This is a genomic window from Nocardia heshunensis (genome assembly GCF_054782115.1).
In genome coordinates this window covers 1,244,707-1,262,154 of record NZ_BAAGTC010000002.1, presented here as the reverse complement: position 1 = coordinate 1,262,154, position 17,448 = coordinate 1,244,707, and the positions used below count along the sequence as shown (strand labels likewise).

The window sequence follows — 17,448 nt, the reverse complement described above, 5'->3', positions numbered from 1 at the left end:
CCCCCCGAGCTTCCCGTCTCGCAGGCGCAGCAGCGGTCACCCCAAACACCCGCCGACCAGCTCATCCCCCGCGATCGAACAGCAAACCCGCAAACCGAAACCTATTTCCATCAGAACCGAATGTACAGCGACCAGGCAGCAACCGAACGGGCGCCAATCCACCCAGCCACATGGATCCCAGATCGTACATAAACGCTCCCGACCCAGCGTCCACTTCGCCAGGGATATATGTCCCGCCCCTCAGCCCTCGGTGGAAACAAGCAAGCTAACCCGCATGGTGGCCAATTCGGACGATGGCGTCTATGGGCATGCATTGGAACCAGCTTCAGCAAATGCCGAAATCAGACACGGTCCCGGTTGGCGTCGTGGGTTGCGAGGTCGATGCGGATTACCAGTAGGTCGGTGCCGAGGGTGCGGACCACGATGGCGTTCAGGATTCGGAGTGGGTGCCAGCGGGAGAGCGTGTGTTGCCTTTGGAGTGCGTCTTCGTCGGGGCGGACCTCGGCCAGGCCCTCGTGCCATTCGAAGCGGAGACCGCGGCGGAACTTCAGGCGGACCTTGGGTTGGGCCATCAGGTTGTTGACGTAGCCGGCGCGGTAGCCGTGTTCGGCGATGATCCAGAACACGTCACCGTCGAGTCCATTGCCCACGGGGACGACATGCGTTCGCCCGGTACGGCGACCCGTCGTCTCGAGCAGCGCATATCCGAAGGGCACGAAGCCGATTCGGAACATCAGCCGGATCATGGGGTTGAGCGCGAGGCGTTGGATCGCCGCGACCAGCGCCCGCTTCACGCCGGGTCGGGCAATGGTCAGAGGGATGTTGATGGCCAGCAAGGCCGTGATAGCCGCGGGCCACAGTGCGGATTTGGGCGCGGACGGATCGAGAATCCACCAGATCCATACCAATGCAGCGGTCGCGACCGTACCGGTGAGAGCGGTGCGAATCCGAGTGGATTGACGCGTTTCCATACGACTGTATTGTTCCATACGAGTGTATGGTTGTCGAGGTGGCGTATCGATCTACGACTCCAGAACTGCTCGCCGAAGCCGTATTCCACATCGCGGCGCTGCGCGGGCTGGATGCGGCCAGCGTCCGCGAGGTCGCCACGGCTGCCGACGTCTCGATCGGAGCGGTACAGCATCACTTCCGAACCAAGGACGAGCTCTACGCTTTCGCCTTCGAGCAGCTCGTCACCCGGGTCCGGGCGCGAATCACAAGGGTCGATCCGCGCCCACCCCTCCCCGACCGGTTGATCGAGGCACTCTCACACCTGCTCCCGCTCGACGCCGAGCGGGAGCAGGAGGGTCGGGTGATGCTCGCCTTCACCGCCAGAGCCGCGACGAACGAAACCCTCGCTCGCCTGCAGCGCCACACGCTCGAGGAACTGCGCGCCGGGCTCGCAATCCCCTTGGCGGAGACGGGAATTCCCGAGCCGGAGCGTCGCGCCGCCTTGCTCCTGGCGGCCGTCGACGGACTCACCATGCACGCCCTGAGCGCCCCTGGGCTCTATACGCCGACCGAGCTGACCGAATTGCTCTCGGCGCAAGTCGATCTCATCCTCGCGCGCATCTGAGATCCGTCAGATCGGCCGACTCGTCGGCACATTCACCCAGCTGGGTTCCGCGGGATCGAGCAGCAGATGCTGGGGTGCCAGCTGAGATTCCAGCATCAGCGCGGGCACCATGAAGCCCTTGGGAATGTTGGCGGCATAGATGTCGACCCGCAGCCGGTGCCCCGGTTGCAGCACCGCGTCGGTCGCCGTCAAACCGACGTCCAGGGTGGTGGGACGACCCGGCACGATCGGCTCACGATCGGCCAGCGTCAACGTGGGAAACGGTGCGGTGTAGTCACCGTTCGGCGACTTCTTGCTCTTGCCGTCGTCGATCTTGCGCAGCGAAGCGGTGAGCTGCCCGCTGGTCAGAATCGTCGACTGCCCGTCCGGCGCAACATCATTGAGCGTGGCCGACCAGTAGCCCTCGGTCGTGTCCAGCACGGTATTGAGGTGCACATCGACCGGCCCCGACAGCGCCGTCGGCTCGGCCACCGGATCCCCGGTGAAGGTGAGCGCGGCGACTTCGGCCACGCGTGAATCCTTCCCGCAGGCGTCGATGAGCTGGATCCCGAGCAGCCCGGCGGTGCCCTGCACGGCATCACGCGAGCACACGGTCGACAGCCCGGGCGACACGGTGAGCGTCGCCGACTCGGCAGGCGGAACATCACTCAGCGAACCATCGTGTGCCACAGCACCGGTGGTGCCACTGGCCGCGGCCGACAGATATTTGCGGGCGTAAGTCATTCCAGCGCGCGGGAATTCATCACTGCTCGTCCAACCCCCACCCTGCTGGAACAGCGTCGCCGGGCTGTACTCGTCGATCCCGTTGTCGATCCCCTTGAGCCACTTGTCGAACCAGGCCCGCTGCAGCACATCGATCCGCGGCGGAGCACCCGCCACACCGAGACCGGATCCCATGTCGACGTGAAACCAATCGCCCATGACAAGCTTCTTCTTGCTGCTGGGCAGCGGAATCGAGTTGATGATCTCCGGCTGCGAATTCGCGAAGATGTCATGCCAACCACCGACAACAAAGGTAGGCACCTCGATCCGATCCGGATGCCCCGTGAGCCCCGCCCGGAACGGCCCGTCCGGATCGATGATCGACCGCATGTCCTGCGGCAGCGCATCGATCGAGGGCACGAACAACGCGCGAATCAACGTGTCGAGAAAGGTGATCGGACTATCCACCCGATCGGCAAGCCACTTCCAATCGAACTGCCCCGTCACGATCGACGCCAGATCAGGCACCCACTTACCGGTATTGATGGCCGCAAGCCAGATCGGATCAAAACCGATATCGAACCCACCCCCGGGAAAAACCGTGTCCCGCAACAGATCACTACCCGGCTCGGCCGCAAACACCGCCTGCACCGACGGCGGCCGCTGCTCAGCCCCCTGCAACGCACTGATCCCCCCGTTCGACACCCCCGCCAACCCGACCTTCCCATCCGACCAAGACTGCCCCGCAGCCCATTCCGCAATCTCGGCCGTATCCTTCTGCTCCCGCTCCCCGAAAACCTGCCAAGCCCCCTCCGAAAACCCGGTCCCCCGAACATCGGCCACGATCTCGGTGTACCCGGATTGCACCAGCTTCCGATCGGCGGCAATGGTCCGCAAAATCCCACCCGACAACGTCTTAACCTGATCCCCGAGTCCCGAAAACGGCGTCCCACCCAGATTGAACAGATCGAACCTGTTGATCAGATCAATCGCCGAATCCGACAGCCCCGGCACCGACAACGCCGAATCCAGCAGCATATAAACAAGTTTCGTATACGGAGTCATATTCACGATCGAAGGCATCGGCGTCTCCACGATCCGCCCCTCCGCATCCATAGGCCGATACACATTGGCCTTCAACACAGTCCCATCACTCATAGTGACAGGCACATCCCAATCCACATGCACCCCCGGATACCGCGCCACCCCATCCTGCGCCGCAGTCCACGCAACAGCCGGATCTCCCCCCTCTGGTTCGGCCTGAGCCACAGGCACCATCAACGCCGCCGAAGTAGCCGCAACCACCCCAACCGCCGCGATCCCCACCCATCTCCGAGAAGACAATCCCATCGACCCCAAACCAGCCCTTCATTGGACAGGAGAAAAACACCACGTTTCCCCACTAGCTGGGTACGGTAACGTCTCTCACTATCCCCCGCAAGAAGCGCCCCACATCACACCAACCCACCAGGAGCTATCAGAGACCGGCACCGCTCCCGTCAGGTCCACGTCGCCAGCGCCCGACCCCACGCCGACGTCGACCTCGCTAGTCGAACTCGTCACTCGAATGAGGTTGCGCCTCAACACCCTTCTCACGCGCAGCTTTCACCCGCAAGGCGGTGAGCAGAGTCTCCGGAGTCCAATCCGGCACCCACGCAGGCGCCGACGAGACCTCCCCAGTCACACCCATTTCGTTTCGAGCTTCCACGATGAATAGCCGGCGCAGCCGATAAGCCTCGGCCGAGACCAACCGCCAGTCGTCGAGATCGGTTACCCTGCCGCGCGCAAACCACTCCATCGCCCACGTGCATCGGTTCAAGTCGTAACCAACCGCGATCGCACGTGAATTGCCAAGCAGCAGAACCTGTTGCCACTGAGCACTGCGCACCACCTCCGCCTCAGCAAGAAGCGGAAGCCCCTCCTCCACACTCAGCGGTTCACCATCGGAGGGCAGGTCGTGCGATCCTGCGATCCGATCGGCGAGCACCTGCATCCGACGAATGCAGTCCGAGTATTGACCGTACGCAGACAACCGGCGTTCATCCCATCGAACAGCCTGACTTCGATCCCACTTCGCCCGTTCATTCGCATAGCTGGCGAAGAAGGCGATCGCACTGCGCCACTGTAACTGGCTCACGAAGGCACAGACAACGCTCAGTCGATCCTGACGCCGATACACATCCCTGATCCACGAACCAACCGCGAGTACAGTGAGGCGCAGAGGGGATCGAACCGTTCGGAATACGTCCGAAGACGGGCCCTGAGCATGTCGACCATCTCGCCGTCCGAGAGGACGGCGAGCGACTTCACGCCGACATCAACTCCAATAACCGAATCCGGGCGGACCGCATGGCGCTCGGCACGGTCGATCTCCACGGAGAACGAGACGAACCATCGCCCCGACCGCAGCGACACTGTCGCAGACCGAATCCGCGCCGCCCCAGAGGCAATGTGGCGCACCAGCTTTCGAGTCGACTCACTACCCAACGCAACCAACATTCTTCCTCCCCTGAAACCCTTTATCTATCTACCGATTTCCCCCGACACACCTCCTACTTCACTCATCTGCTCCATCAACGCAGTTCGGCTTGCGTGTCGGGGGGCCACGAGTCGAGTTTCACCCATCTTCGACAAGGGTTCGACGGCCCCGATTTTCTTGATCAACAACAAATTCCGGCGATCAACCCCGACTGGCGACCCGGCGATGACCGGCCGGCCCGGGGACCGGGAATCCAGACTTGACACGCCGGAACCGCGGCACCGAACCGAGCAATGGTGACGGGCAGGACGAGCCTGCCCGTCTCACCCACACGCCCCACCCCGCCCTCGCGGCATACGCTAGAGCCGTTCATCTCCGCATTGCGCTGGTAGCGTTCGTGCGCCCTCTGATTACGGCAGAGAGGTTGACAGAGTAGGGCCCGCTAGGTGAAAGTACTTGCAGCGCTATAGCTGTGTCTTTGCCCGCTATATCTGCCATCATTTCGGTGGAATCTCGCAACCTTTGCCCGTTCCAAGCTAAGTCCATCCCATCAGAGATCAGCTGGTTTGTATCGACGATGAGCAGGGGATGTGGGACGCAGCTGTCTTAACACGTGGACCAGCCGAGTAGCCGATCCATGCTGCGGTTCGGTCCACGCTGAGCGCTAGATCCCAATCCATTGAAACCGCCACTGCCTCTCGCGTGGCGGTTTTTTCATGCGCGAGGTGCGTTGTGCCCGAACCTATCAAACCACCTGGCGAAGCCCGGGTCTTCGATTTCACAGTCCGATCGGCCGCCGACGCGGCCAGCAAATTCGGCCGGATCAGAGCCGCGCAAGACCTGCTCGATGCAGGAATCGCCGAACACCGTTCTGCCCCTGCACTTTTCTCCGCACCCGTCCTGCACGATGTCGCAGGCCCGGCACCGATCATGCCGAAGATGCCGGATCCGAAACTGCCGGAGAAGATCGATCAGAAGACCAATCCGCTACCAGTAACCCCAGCACCGCAGCCACAGCCCACACCTCAACCCCAGCAACAACCTCAGCCCCAGCCTCCGGCTCAAAACCCGGTCGGTACAACCGATTCCGTTCCGACGTTGGCTGACCTCGGTCTCGGTGGTGGAGTACAAAACGCGCCACCACCCGTGGGCAGCGCAGACGACCTCAACGCCGTACTGACCGCCGGCCCACCCGCCCCCGGCCAAACCGTCGCCCTACCCAGCGGCAACACCACCATCACCACCGGTGCCGACCAAACCACCATCATCGGCACCACCGACCCGATCACCGGGCACAACAAAACCGACGTCCTCGACCGCAATGGCCTGCTCATCGCCACCGCCGAATCCGACATCGTGCTCGGCACCGGCGGCCTGAGCCGTGACACCACAATCACCAGCATCGGCGGCGCGGTCACCCAGGTTCGTTCCGTCGACGACGGCTACGGCCACCTCACCACCTGGACCGCCAACCCCGACGGCTCCCACTCCGTGCGCTACGCCGACGGCACCGTCGTCAAAGAACCCGCACCCGGCTCCAACACCCCCGCCGAAATCGTGCAACTCGACCCCGACGGCCTCGGCGGACACGTCACCGAATACAACCTCGACGGCACCACCACCGAAGCCCACTTCCGCCCCGGCATCCTGAACGCACCGGTCACCGAGATCACGGGACCGGACGGCAACAGGATGCAGGTCGTCACAGTGCCCGGGCAGACCAACGGCGCGCCCTACAGCATCATCACCAACCCCGACCTCACCCGCGCCGTGCTCCAACCCGACGGCACCACGATCCCGATCGACCGCTACAACAACACAATCGGCGGCCCCAACTACGGCAACCAGTTCGACCCGTTGACCGGTACCTGGCGCAGCGACCCCATCACCGCCCGCGGCCCCATCCTCACCGCGCCCGACGGCACCAGCACCCAGGAATGGACCTACAAAAACCGCAAAGGCGAACAACGCACCGCCACCGCCACTTTCGACAAGAACAACAACCTCACCGCCCTGCAGAGCGGCGACTACACCGGCTTCGACTCCTCCACCTTCAAAACCTTCGACGGCATCACCGTGCCCGCATGGTCCGGCCACGCCGACGCCGGCAACGTCACCGACGACTCCCGCCTCTACTGGGACGCCATCCTCACCGTCAGCGGCCTCCCCGAACTCGGCTACCGCGCCGGCCTCGCCATCGGCGCCCGCCTCATCGCCCGCGAACTCGCCGCCAAAGGCATGTCCGAAGCCGAAATCCAACTCGCCACCAGCACACTCATCACACGCGGCGCCACCACCTTCACAGGTGTGGCAAGCACGGCGACACGACTGGACGAGACGGCTCCGGCCTTCGCCGGGCCCGGGCGAAATCCCCGTTTCAACGCAAGACCTCGCCCCGGAGGCGGAACACGTGGTGAAGCAGAAGTCAGGTGGACCAACCGATTCGAGGGATTGACTCCGCAGCAGTTGAACGTGAAGGTCGAGCTGGTCCGGCAGGCTCTACTCGCAGAAAATGACGTCAGCGCCGTTCAACGAACGTTGTCGACGCTGGGAGTCAAGATGGACAAGTCAATCATCCAGGAGATCAAACAGTACAATTTCAACAGCCCCGGCCTTCGATTCACTGCGGAGAATTACAATTCATGGACGCGACTTGCGCGAGGTGAGAGTATCGTTAACGGCGAACGTAAAGCAGTGACAGTAAACGATGTCAGGTATCTCGTTCATGAACAAGTGGAACTGGATCTCCTGAAAGGAATCGAAGGATTCAACGTGTGGGGCCCCGAGAAGATGACAATTCCAAAGCTGGCCGCCTGGGAAAAACAATTCGACAAACACTATCGCTGGGCACATTCGGAAGCCTTGGGCATAGAGAATCAGTTCCTCGCGGACATGATCAGTCACGTCACGGGTGGTAGCGTGGCATCGGATGCAAAGGTGGTTGCGGCAATCGACCCCAAACGCGCAGAGGCCCTGCAATACTGGTTCGTCGATGGCGTTAATCTCGCAGCTCATCCGAGCTTTCCCGAGTGGGCTGGTCAAGCGGCAGATACCATAGCCGTGAACCGCGCTATGGCGACTCGATTAGGACTCGAGGAAGGCGACCGGATCACCAAGGCTGAACTGATAACAAAGGTGAAATCTATTTCATTGGATAGCCTGGAATGGCGATCTATCATTGGAGCAACCGAATGATTCCGACCGAGTTCGATCCCGAAGACCTCGATCCCGAGGAGGAGGTCCGCTACGTATTGGAATGCCTGTCGAATCCGAGCGAACCTGAGGATGTTACGAGAATGCTAGAAATATTACAGCGCTACCCAATTGCCGACGAGCGAGTCGCGGCTGGCCTGAGCCCGTTGTTGACCGATCGAACTCCATGCACCTTCAGCGCTCCTTATTTGTACGGTGAAACGCGATGGCTCGCTGCACACGCGCTTGCAGCCGTGAATCGCACTTTGGGTCGAGAGGAGGCTATCCCGATGTCTAAATTTCCAGAACCTCGCTCTGCCGACGAAATAGATTCCCTGCTCTGGGATGCCGGTATCGAGACAGCAGGGTCTTCCTATCTAGAAAAATTCGCCAAACTGAGAGATCTTGGAGCATTGCCAATTATGAGACCCGATCTCGGTACATAGTTCGTACGTAGACGATCGATGTTCTGAGCGTCATCGGCGGTGTGTCCGCTCATCCAGGTAGCGGAAAAACGACGAACTGCGTCGGCACCGCTCCTGCACCTTCCCTTCCGACTGGGCATCGGGTGAATACTCTCATCGGCGCAACGGTTCGCTGAATCGGCCGCGAACCGATGCTCCGCATGGAACGAATGGCGCCCGCGGTGGACGCTTCGGCGGGTGGTCGACGAAGGCACCCAGAAGATCGACGACCACCGGATGGACAAGCGCCTGGCTCCGAAGTGGGGCACGGTCATGCTGACCGACATCACCCAGCCCGATATCCAAGGCTGGGTCGCCGACCTCCGAAAGACGATGGCCCCAACCAGCGTTGGCAAGTGCTACCGCCTACTGAGCTCATCGCTGAAGTCAGCGCACGCGGCCAAGCTCATCCCCGAGAACCCGTGCCACGACATCGAATTGCCCAAGCCCGGACCAACTCCCGAGCGCGACCTCGAGGATGACGAGGTAGCCGCCTGCACCCGTTCGGTACGTCGAAGACGGTCGAACCGTGCGCAGCGGCTTGCTGCTGGCACACACCCACACCTATGCCGGTCGACTCGTACGAGCGAAGGTAACCCTGCAACAGGTGCAAGTACTTCTCGGCCACGCGTCACTGCGGACGACTCAGCGATGCGCCAAGCTGGGAGACAGCCAATGGGGTGACGTGCGACGTGATTATGTTCCCTAACCGTCAGCCAGACCAGCACCGCGATGGCGACGACGATCAGCAACGCGCCCGGTGCCGCTTGAGCGTACTTCCCACTCACTACGTTGCCGACGCAGACGCCCATCCCGACCGCTACGCCCGTCACAGCCGTCGTCTTCGGGTACCAGACGATCACGTTACGAACATGTCGAGCGAACCTAGCGACCTTCTTCGGATTCCAGATGCAGAACAGCACAAGGCCGAGCGGTGCACAGAGGACGATCAGTGACAACCAATAAAGCGGGGAATACTCATGCCCTGGTCTCGGTGCACGAGTAGGCGCTGTTCGAACCGACCGCGGCCGCCGTCGCCTACGTCGTCGACGACGCGAGACACCGATCGAGAATGGCCCGACGCCACCACCGAACCCACGGTTGGAAACCCCAACCCGGACCCCAAGCAATCGCCCGCCGACGCCGATCCTCACAACGTCGTCATCGCCGCGGACTAACAACCCGCTACAGAACACGCCAGCAAACGATGGCTGCTACGCGGATGCGAACATGAATCGCTTCGAAGATCGCAGCTGATACACGAAAACCCAGGCGTGACCTGGGTTTTCGGGAGTGGGCGCACGCGGGATCGAACCGCGGACCGCTGGTGTGTAAAACCAGTGCTCTACCGCTGAGCTATACGCCCCGGACCACCGGCATGGCCGGGGTCGGGTGTTGCTTCTGGACCGGGTGGTCCGGAGGCGACGGGTTATGAATCTAGTGTGGCGAGGGCTTTTTCCCAAGCTTGCTGGTCACGGGGCTCGCCGGGGCCGTTCATTTCGGCGAAGCGGATGATGCCGTCCTTGTCTACGACGAAGGTGCCTCGGTTGGGGTAGCCGGATTTGGCGTTGAAGACGCCGTAGGACTGGGCTACTTCGCCGTGGGGCCAGAAGTCGGACAACAACGGGAAGGTGTAGCCCTGTTCGGCCGCCCAGATTTTGTGGGTCGGTGGGGGGCCTACGGAGATGGCGAGGATTTCCGCGTTGTCGTTCTGGAACTTGGGGAGTTCGTCGCGGACCTTGCAGAGTTCGCCTTGGCAGATGCCGGTGAAGGCCAAGGGGTAGAAGACGATCAGGACGTTCTTCTCGCCGCGGAAGCTCGACAGCGTGACTTCCTGATTGTTCTGGTCCTTCAGCGTGAAGTCCGGTGCGACCGTACCGACCTCGAGCGGCATAGCAACCCCTCCCATCCTGCGTCCCGGCAGCTGCCGAGACAAACCTGGCGCGTCACCGGGCCCGAAGCACAGGCCCAGCACCCAGCGACGACCGGTGGATCCGCGAGGGATCCACCGGTGTCACTCGGTTGACTGAAACCTTAGTGGAGGGTTCAGCGCTGCTTGGAGGGCGTCTTGGGCTGGGTGAGCTTGGTGCCCGTCCAGGTTCCCAAGGAGACCGGGGTGGTCGAGGTGAGGCCGGCAGGTGTTGCCGACTCGGCGATTTCACTGGGGTCCACATGGCCGGGCTGTCCGGTCTTGGGAGTGAGGACCCAGACGATGCCGTCATCGGCGAGCGGAGAGACAACGTCCATCAGCTCGTCGACCAGATCGCCGTCTCCATCCCGCCACCACAGCAGCACGACATCGACTACTTCGTCGGTGTCCTCGTCAAGCAACTCGGAGCCGACGGTCTCCTCGACACCTGCACGCAGGTCGTCGTCGGTATCTTCGTCCCAGCCCAGCTCTTGAACCACCATGCCGTGTGAAATGCCAAGCTTCTGAGCGTAGTTCTGCGCGTCCGCCGCGGCGACCACGGTGGTGTCCTCCTCAACTCCAGACAATAGGTAGTTGCAAGCGAACATGGTAAAAGCCGCAAGCGCAAGCCGATCGGCCGAAATCGCACCCTAAATGTCTTATGTGAGACCCCAGGGACCCATCGGACAGACGTGATCTACTTCGCCGGGCAGGCGTTGCGGACCGCGGTCAGAGCGTCGTTGACCTTCTTGCTCGCGTCGTTGAGGGGCGAGACCGAGGACCCGGATCCGGTTCGGCGAATCTCCGCGCCCAATGCGCGCGCCGCGGTCACGTAATCGGTGAACTTGCCCGAGAGGTCGGCGGGCAGCGCCGGTCCGGCCGCGCCGACTTGAGCCTCGACCGCCTTCGCCGCGTCCTCGAGCGCGCCGGCCGCGGCATCCCGCTTGGCGATCTGATCGGCGGCACTGCCGTCGTGCGCGTCGACCCATTCGTTGTAGCGGTCGACCTGTGTCCCGGCCGTTTTGCGGAAGGTGTCGCAATTGTCGGCGGTCGCCTTCACGATCGCGGCCGCGGCCGCGGAGGAACTGGCCGCCGCCGCGGAGGTCGCGGCCTCGGCCTTGTAGGAGGTGACCTGGGCTTGATCGACGGTCGCGGTACCCTCGACCGTGTTCGCGCATCCCGCCAGCACCAGCCCCATCGCCACGGCCGCGGATGCGCACACCAATCCGAACCCCCGCGGGTTCAGCAGCTTCACTTGGTTCCTCCCCGATCAGCCCGGCGGTTCCCTGCGCCACCGTACTGGATTTCCGGCTGACATGATGACCTGGGCCGCATCATCGACAAGGATGTGAGATGCGCCCCAAACCTTTGCTGACGGGTACGCCGCCGACCAGCGGTTACCCGGGGTATTGACGCCACACCAGATGTCCCACCCCATGTGTACGAGGAGCAATCGTCTTGACCGACTTGATGCACCCGACTCCGTCGAACTCCACCAACGGATCGACCCGCAAATCCCCGGCGGGGGGCCGGGTTCGAGTGATTCGCGAGGGGGTGGCGTCCTACCTTCCGGACATCGATCCGGAGGAGACCAGCGAATGGCTCGACTCGTTCGACGAGATGCTGACCCGCGAGGGCCCCGGCCGCGCGCGCTACCTGATGCTGCGCCTGCTCGAGCGCGCCGGTGAACGCCATGTCGCCATCCCGGCGCTGACTTCCACCGACTACGTCAACACCATCCCCACCGAGAACGAGCCCTGGTTCCCCGGCGACGAGGAGGTGGAGCGCCGCTACCGCGCCTACATCCGCTGGAACGCCGCCATCATGGTGCACCGCGCCCAGCGTCCGGGAATCGGAGTGGGCGGCCATATTTCGACCTACGCGTCGTCTTCCGCGCTGTACGAGGTGGGTTTCAACCACTTCTTCCGCGGTAAGGAGCACGCGGGCGGCGGTGACCAGATCTTCATCCAGGGTCACGCCTCCCCCGGTGTCTACGCGCGCGCCTTCCTCGAGGGCCGCCTGACTCCGGACCAGATGGACGGCTTCCGCCAGGAGTACAGCCACGGCGGTCCCGGCGCTGGTCTGTCGTCCTACCCGCACCCGCGCCTGATGCCGGACTTCTGGGAGTTCCCCACGGTCTCCATGGGTCTGGGCCCGATGAACGCCATCTACCAGGCGCGGTTCAACCACTACCTGCACGATCGCGGCCTGAAAGACACCTCGGATCAGCATGTTTGGGCGTTTCTCGGCGACGGTGAGATGGACGAGCCGGAATCGCGCGGCCTGATCCAGGTCGCCGCCAACGAGGGCCTCGACAACCTGACCTTCGTCATCAACTGCAACCTGCAGCGCCTCGACGGCCCGGTTCGCGGCAACGGCAAGATCATTCAGGAGCTGGAGTCGTTCTTCCGCGGCGCCGGCTGGAACGTCATCAAGGTGGTGTGGGGCCGCGAGTGGGACGCCCTGCTGCAGGCCGACCGCGACGGCGCCCTGGTGAACCTGATGAACACCACGCCCGACGGTGACTACCAGACCTACAAGGCCAATGACGGCGCGTACGTCCGCGAGCACTTCTTCGGCCGCGACCCGCGCACCAAGGAACTCGTCAAGGGCCTGTCGGACTCCGAGGTCTGGAACCTCAAGCGCGGCGGCCACGACTACCGCAAGATCTACGCCGCCTACGCCGCCGCCATGGCGCACAAGGGACAGCCGACGGTCATCCTGGCCAAGACCATCAAGGGCTACGGCCTGGGCAAGCACTTCGAGGCCCGCAACGCCACGCACCAGATGAAGAAGATGACCCTCGACGATCTGAAGGCGTTCCGCGATCTGCAGCGCATTCCGATCACCGACGCCGAACTCGAGGCGAATCCCTATCTGCCGCCGTACTACACGCCCGGCAAGGATGCCCCGGAGATCCAGTACATGCTGGACCGCCGCAAGCAGCTGGGCGGTTACCTGCCCGAGCGCCGCACCATGGCCAAGCCGCTGCAGCTCCCGGGCGACGAGGCCTACCGCAGCGTCCGCAAGGGTTCCGGCAAGCAGCACGTGGCCACCACCATGGCCTTCGTACGCCTGATGAAGGAACTGTTGCGCGACAAGGAGATCGGCAAGCGCATCGTCCCGATCATCCCGGACGAGGCCCGCACCTTCGGCATGGACTCGTGGTTCCCGTCGCTGAAGATCTACAACCGCAACGGCCAGCTCTACACCTCGGTCGACGCGGATCTGATGCTCGCCTACAAGGAGTCGAGCGTCGGCCAGATCTTGCACGAGGGCATCAACGAGGCCGGTTCCACCGCCAGCTTCACCGCGGTCGGCACCTCCTACGCCACCCACGGCGAGCCGATGATCCCGCTCTACATCTTCTATTCGATGTTCGGCTTCCAGCGCACCGGCGACGGCCTCTGGGCGGCAGCGGATCAGATGGCCCGCGGTTTCGTCCTAGGAGCGACCGCCGGTCGCACCACGCTGACCGGTGAGGGCCTGCAGCACAACGACGGTCACTCGATGCTGATCGCGTCGACCAACCCGGCGTGCGTCGCCTACGACCCGGCGTTCTCCTTCGAGATCGCCCACATCGTGCGCGACGGCATGCGCCGCATGTACGGCGGCGGCCTGACTCAGGGCTACCAGGAGGCGCTGCCGGGCACCGACCCGGAATCGCACTCGGTGCATCACGAGTTCGGCGGCGAGGACATCTTCTACTACATCACCCTCTACAACGAGCCCTATGTGCAGCCGGCCGAGCCGGAGGGCCTCGATATCCAGGGTCTGCTGAAGGGCATCTATCTCTACAAGCCCGGTGCCGCAGGCGATCTGCGCGCCAACATCATGGTCGCGGGCGTCACCATGCCCGACGGTCTGCGCGCGCAGGAGATGCTCGCCCAGGAGTGGGGCGTGCAGGCGGATGTCTACTCGGTGACCTCGTGGGGCGAGCTCCGCAAGGAGGCCCTCGCCAAGGAGATCGCGAAACTCCGTCACCCCGACCAGGATCCGGGCCTGCCCTACGTCACCGAGGTGCTCTCCAAGGCGTCCGGCCCGTTCGTGGCCGCCTCCGATTGGATGCGCGCGGTGCCGGATCAGATCCGCCAGTGGGTGCCGGGCGAGTACATCACCCTCGGCACGGACGGTTTCGGTTTCTCCGATACGCGTCCGGCCGCCCGCCGCGTCTTCAATGTGGATGCCGCATCGATCGTGGTAGCGGCCCTGCAGGGCCTTGCCACCCAGGGCAAGATCGCACCGGCGACCGCCGCCGAGGCGGCCCGCCGCTACGCCATCGACGACGTGAACGCCGCGCCGAAGGCGGCACCCGGTACCGAAGGTGGCGACGCATAGCCGAACATAAACACCGTGGAACGTAAACCGCCGAGGCCGCGCCGGATCAACGAAGAGGGCACCTCCTCGCACGAGGTGTATCTCCCGACCGGCGCGCTCTCCCCGAATCGGCAGACGCGCGACCCGCTTCCGGACACTCTCCTGAAACGGGTCAAGCAGTTCTCCGGTCGCCTGTCGACCGAGGCCGTGGCGTCGATGCAGGATCGGTTGCCGTTCTTCGCCAATCTGGACGCCGCCCAGCGGGCGGGCGTCCAGATGCTGGTGCAGACGGCGGTGGTGAACTTCCTGGAGTGGCTGCAGGACCCGGAATCGGATATCCGGTTCAGTCTCGATGCCTTCCAGGTGATTCCGGACGATCTGGCGCGGCGGCTGACGCTGCGCCAGACCGTCGACATGGTCCGGGTGGCCATGGAGTTCTTCGAACAGTGGCTGCCGGCGTTGGCGCGCAACGACCGTCAGCTGGTCGCGCTCACCGAGGCGGTGCTGCGATACGGGCGCGAGCTCGGTTTCGCGGCCGCCTCGGTGTACGCCTCGGCCGCCGAGTCGCGCGGCGCGTGGGACACCCGTCTGGAGGCGCTCGTCGTCGACGCGGTGGTGCGCGGCGACAACGGCCCCGAGATGCTCTCGCGCGCGGCCACTCTCAATTGGGATGCGACAGCCCCGGCCACGGTGCTTGTGGGTACGCCCCCCAAGGATCAGGTGGCCGTTGTCAGTTCCGTACATAGCGTCGCCGGACGACATGGGCGAAACGCCCTCGCGGTTGTGCAGGGTTCGCGGCTCGTCATGGTAGTCAGCGGACATCTCGGTGACCCGTTGTACCCGTCGCAGTTCCTCGCGGATCTGCTCGCGGACGCCTTCTCCGACGGCCCGGTGGTGATCGGCCCGACCATGCGGACACTGTCGGCAGCGCACGTCAGTTCGGTCGAGGCGATGGCCGGGATGGAGGCCGTGGTGGGCTGGCGTGGCGCGCCGCGACCGGTGCACGCCTCGGAACTGCTGCCCGAACGTGCCCTGCTGGGTGACCGGGCCGCGGTAGACGCCCTGAACGAGCACCTCGTGCTACCGTTGGCCGCCGCCAGCGCCGATTTGTCGGACACGCTGGATGCGTACCTGGATTGCGGTGGAGCCGTCGAGACCTGTGCCCGCCAGCTGTTCGTTCATCCAAATACGGTGCGCTATCGGCTCAAGCGAATCGCGGACATCACGGGTAGAGATCCCATGAATCCGCGCGATGCGTATGTGTTACGTATCGCGGCCACAGTAGGTCGTCTGACTCGAACTCGTAACGAATCGCCCACTCCTGCCACGGATGTGACTCCCGTCACAGACCCTAAGGACGGGGTGTAACGAGATTCGCGGATGGGGCGATCCGGACAACCCACTAGGTCTTTTGTGGACTCCTCACAAAAGAGCCAAGCAAGCTTCATTCGCGCCGACATCTCGTGAGAGCGGCGTCACGGTGTTTTCTTGAGTCGTGATCGCATTGCTCGCCCCTGGACAGGGCTCTCAGACACCCGGCATGCTCACCCCTTGGCTCGAACTTCCCGGCGCCGCGGATCGCATCGCGCTGTGGTCGAAGGCCTCCGGGTTGGACCTGCTGCGTTTGGGCACGACTGCGACCGCGGAAGAGATCGTGGACACGGCTGTCACCCAGCCGCTCGTCGTCGCGGCCGCTCTGCTTGCTTTTGCTGAAATCCCGCAGGACTCGCTTCCCGCGGATACAGTCGTCGCCGGACACTCGGTCGGCGAATTCGCCGCCGCTGCCGTCGCCGGAGTTCTCTCCGCCGACGACGCGGTGGCACTGGCCGCCATCCGCGGAGCGGAAATGGCCAAGGCGTGCGCCCTCGAGCCGACCGGAATGTCCGCGGTGCTCGGTGGTGACGAAGCGGTAGTGCTCGCTCGTCTCGAGGAGCTCGGGCTCGTTCCGGCCAACCGCAATGCGGTGGGTCAGATCGTGGCGGCGGGTAAGCTCGAGGCGCTCGAAGCCCTTGCCGCGAACCCGCCCGAAAAGGCTCGCGTCCGTGCACTGCCGGTCGCCGGCGCCTTCCACACCGTGTTCATGGCACCCGCCCAGGACGCAGTGGCGGAGGCCATCGCCAAGATCGCTCCCCATGAGCCGGTCCGGACCCTACTGTCGAACTTCGACGGGCAGCCGGTCAGCTCCGGTCAGGATGCGATCGACAAGCTCGCTGCCCAGGTCACCCGCCCCGTGCGGTGGGATCTGTGCACCGAAACGATCCGTGTGGCAGGGGTTTCCGCGGTGGCAGAGTTGCCGCCGGCGGGCACCCTGGTCGGCATCGCCAAGCGGGAGCTCAAGGGCACCCCGAATCTGGCGCTGAAGACCCCCGCGGACCTCCCCGCGCTCGCCGAGCTGACTGCCACCAGCTAGCTTGGCTCGCGGCCCGCTCCCTCAACGGCGAGGAAGCAATCGGGTCGCAAACGTAAATCAATCCCCACCCCTCAACGAAGTAAGGAGCCACCACAGTGGCCGCTCTGACCCAGGAACAGATCGTCGAAGAGCTCGGCAAGATCATCGAAGAGGTGACCGGTATCGAGCCCTCCGAGGTGACCATCGAGAAGTCCTTCGTCGACGACCTGGACATCGACTCGCTGTCGATGGTCGAGATCGCCGTCCAGACCGAGGACAAGTACGGCGTCAAGATCCCCGATGAGGACCTGGCGAGCCTGAAGACCGTCGGCGACGCGGTGGCGTACATCCAGAAGCTCGAGGCCGAGAACTCCGACGCGGCCGCCGAGCTCAAGGCCAAGTTCGGCGAAGAGGCCTAGG

14 protein-coding genes and 1 tRNA gene are annotated in these 17,448 nt (G+C 63.7%); 7 read left to right on the top strand and 8 right to left on the bottom strand.

The genetic code is table 11. The features are described from left to right. Positions 1-341: 341 nt before the first annotated feature. Positions 342-971, bottom strand: a complete 630-nt coding sequence (locus ACYVN4_RS05890; protein ID WP_460718183.1) for a nitroreductase/quinone reductase family protein — start codon at positions 969-971, stop codon at positions 342-344. 38 nt (positions 972-1,009) lie between these two features. Between ACYVN4_RS05890 and ACYVN4_RS05885 the strand changes: the two genes are divergently transcribed. Beyond that, complete coding sequence (locus ACYVN4_RS05885; RefSeq protein WP_460718182.1) at positions 1,010-1,576, top strand: TetR/AcrR family transcriptional regulator; 567 nt, start codon at positions 1,010-1,012, stop codon at positions 1,574-1,576. 6 nt (positions 1,577-1,582) lie between these two features. On the opposite strand, the gene ACYVN4_RS05880 is transcribed toward ACYVN4_RS05885, so the two are convergent. The 3 genes from ACYVN4_RS05880 to ACYVN4_RS05870 all read right to left on the bottom strand — a co-directional run bounded on the left by ACYVN4_RS05880 (position 1,583) and on the right by ACYVN4_RS05870 (position 4,654). Then, positions 1,583-3,556 carry a CocE/NonD family hydrolase gene (locus ACYVN4_RS05880; protein WP_460718181.1) on the bottom strand — a complete coding sequence of 658 codons (1,974 nt, stop codon included), beginning with the start codon at positions 3,554-3,556 and terminating at the stop codon, positions 1,583-1,585. Between the two features lie 268 nt (positions 3,557-3,824). Continuing rightward, positions 3,825-4,415: a hypothetical protein gene (locus ACYVN4_RS05875; RefSeq protein ID WP_460718180.1), complete on the bottom strand. Its 591-nt coding sequence runs from the start codon at positions 4,413-4,415 to the stop codon at positions 3,825-3,827. 17 nt (positions 4,416-4,432) lie between these two features. Beyond that, entirely contained in the window at positions 4,433-4,654 is a 222-nt protein-coding gene (locus tag ACYVN4_RS05870; protein WP_460718179.1) for a hypothetical protein, read from the bottom strand. Between the two features lie 835 nt (positions 4,655-5,489). Between ACYVN4_RS05870 and ACYVN4_RS05865 the strand changes: the two genes are divergently transcribed. Beyond that, positions 5,490-7,952 carry a hypothetical protein gene (locus tag ACYVN4_RS05865; RefSeq protein ID WP_460718178.1) on the top strand — a complete coding sequence of 821 codons (2,463 nt, stop codon included), beginning with the start codon at positions 5,490-5,492 and terminating at the stop codon, positions 7,950-7,952. After that, complete coding sequence (locus ACYVN4_RS05860; protein ID WP_460718177.1) at positions 7,949-8,395, top strand: hypothetical protein; 447 nt, start codon at positions 7,949-7,951, stop codon at positions 8,393-8,395. The genes ACYVN4_RS05865 and ACYVN4_RS05860 overlap by 4 nt, the downstream gene beginning before the upstream one ends. A 1,312-nt stretch (positions 8,396-9,707) precedes the next feature. Here the strand turns inward: ACYVN4_RS05860 and ACYVN4_RS05855 are convergent. The 4 genes from ACYVN4_RS05855 to ACYVN4_RS05840 form a co-directional block, all read right to left on the bottom strand. Further along, positions 9,708-9,779, bottom strand: a tRNA-Val gene (locus ACYVN4_RS05855). A gap of 63 nt (positions 9,780-9,842) precedes the next feature. After that, positions 9,843-10,307 (bottom strand): peroxiredoxin, encoded by a 465-nt coding sequence (locus ACYVN4_RS05850; protein WP_379365405.1) that lies wholly within the window; start codon positions 10,305-10,307, stop codon positions 9,843-9,845. Between the two features lie 152 nt (positions 10,308-10,459). Continuing rightward, positions 10,460-10,882, bottom strand: coding sequence for a DUF3052 domain-containing protein (locus ACYVN4_RS05845; protein WP_452398316.1), 423 nt, complete (start codon positions 10,880-10,882; stop codon positions 10,460-10,462). Between the two features lie 137 nt (positions 10,883-11,019). Further along, positions 11,020-11,577, bottom strand: coding sequence for a hypothetical protein (locus ACYVN4_RS05840; protein WP_460718176.1), 558 nt, complete (start codon positions 11,575-11,577; stop codon positions 11,020-11,022). A 215-nt stretch (positions 11,578-11,792) separates the two neighbouring features. Between ACYVN4_RS05840 and aceE the strand changes: the two genes are divergently transcribed. The 4 genes from aceE (at position 11,793) to acpM (ending at position 17,447) form a co-directional block, all read left to right on the top strand. After that, positions 11,793-14,660: a pyruvate dehydrogenase (acetyl-transferring), homodimeric type gene (aceE, locus tag ACYVN4_RS05835; RefSeq protein ID WP_460718373.1), complete on the top strand. Its 2,868-nt coding sequence runs from the start codon at positions 11,793-11,795 to the stop codon at positions 14,658-14,660. A 45-nt stretch (positions 14,661-14,705) separates the two neighbouring features. Then, positions 14,706-16,007 carry a PucR family transcriptional regulator gene (locus tag ACYVN4_RS05830; RefSeq protein WP_460718372.1) on the top strand — a complete coding sequence of 434 codons (1,302 nt, stop codon included), beginning with the start codon at positions 14,706-14,708 and terminating at the stop codon, positions 16,005-16,007. 127 nt (positions 16,008-16,134) lie between these two features. After that, positions 16,135-17,049 (top strand): ACP S-malonyltransferase, encoded by a 915-nt coding sequence (locus tag ACYVN4_RS05825; RefSeq protein ID WP_460718175.1) that lies wholly within the window; start codon positions 16,135-16,137, stop codon positions 17,047-17,049. Positions 17,050-17,144: 95 nt separating this feature from the next. Beyond that, positions 17,145-17,447 (top strand): meromycolate extension acyl carrier protein AcpM, encoded by a 303-nt coding sequence (acpM, locus tag ACYVN4_RS05820; RefSeq protein WP_379365415.1) that lies wholly within the window; start codon positions 17,145-17,147, stop codon positions 17,445-17,447. The last annotated feature ends 1 nt before the right edge of the window (position 17,448 follow it).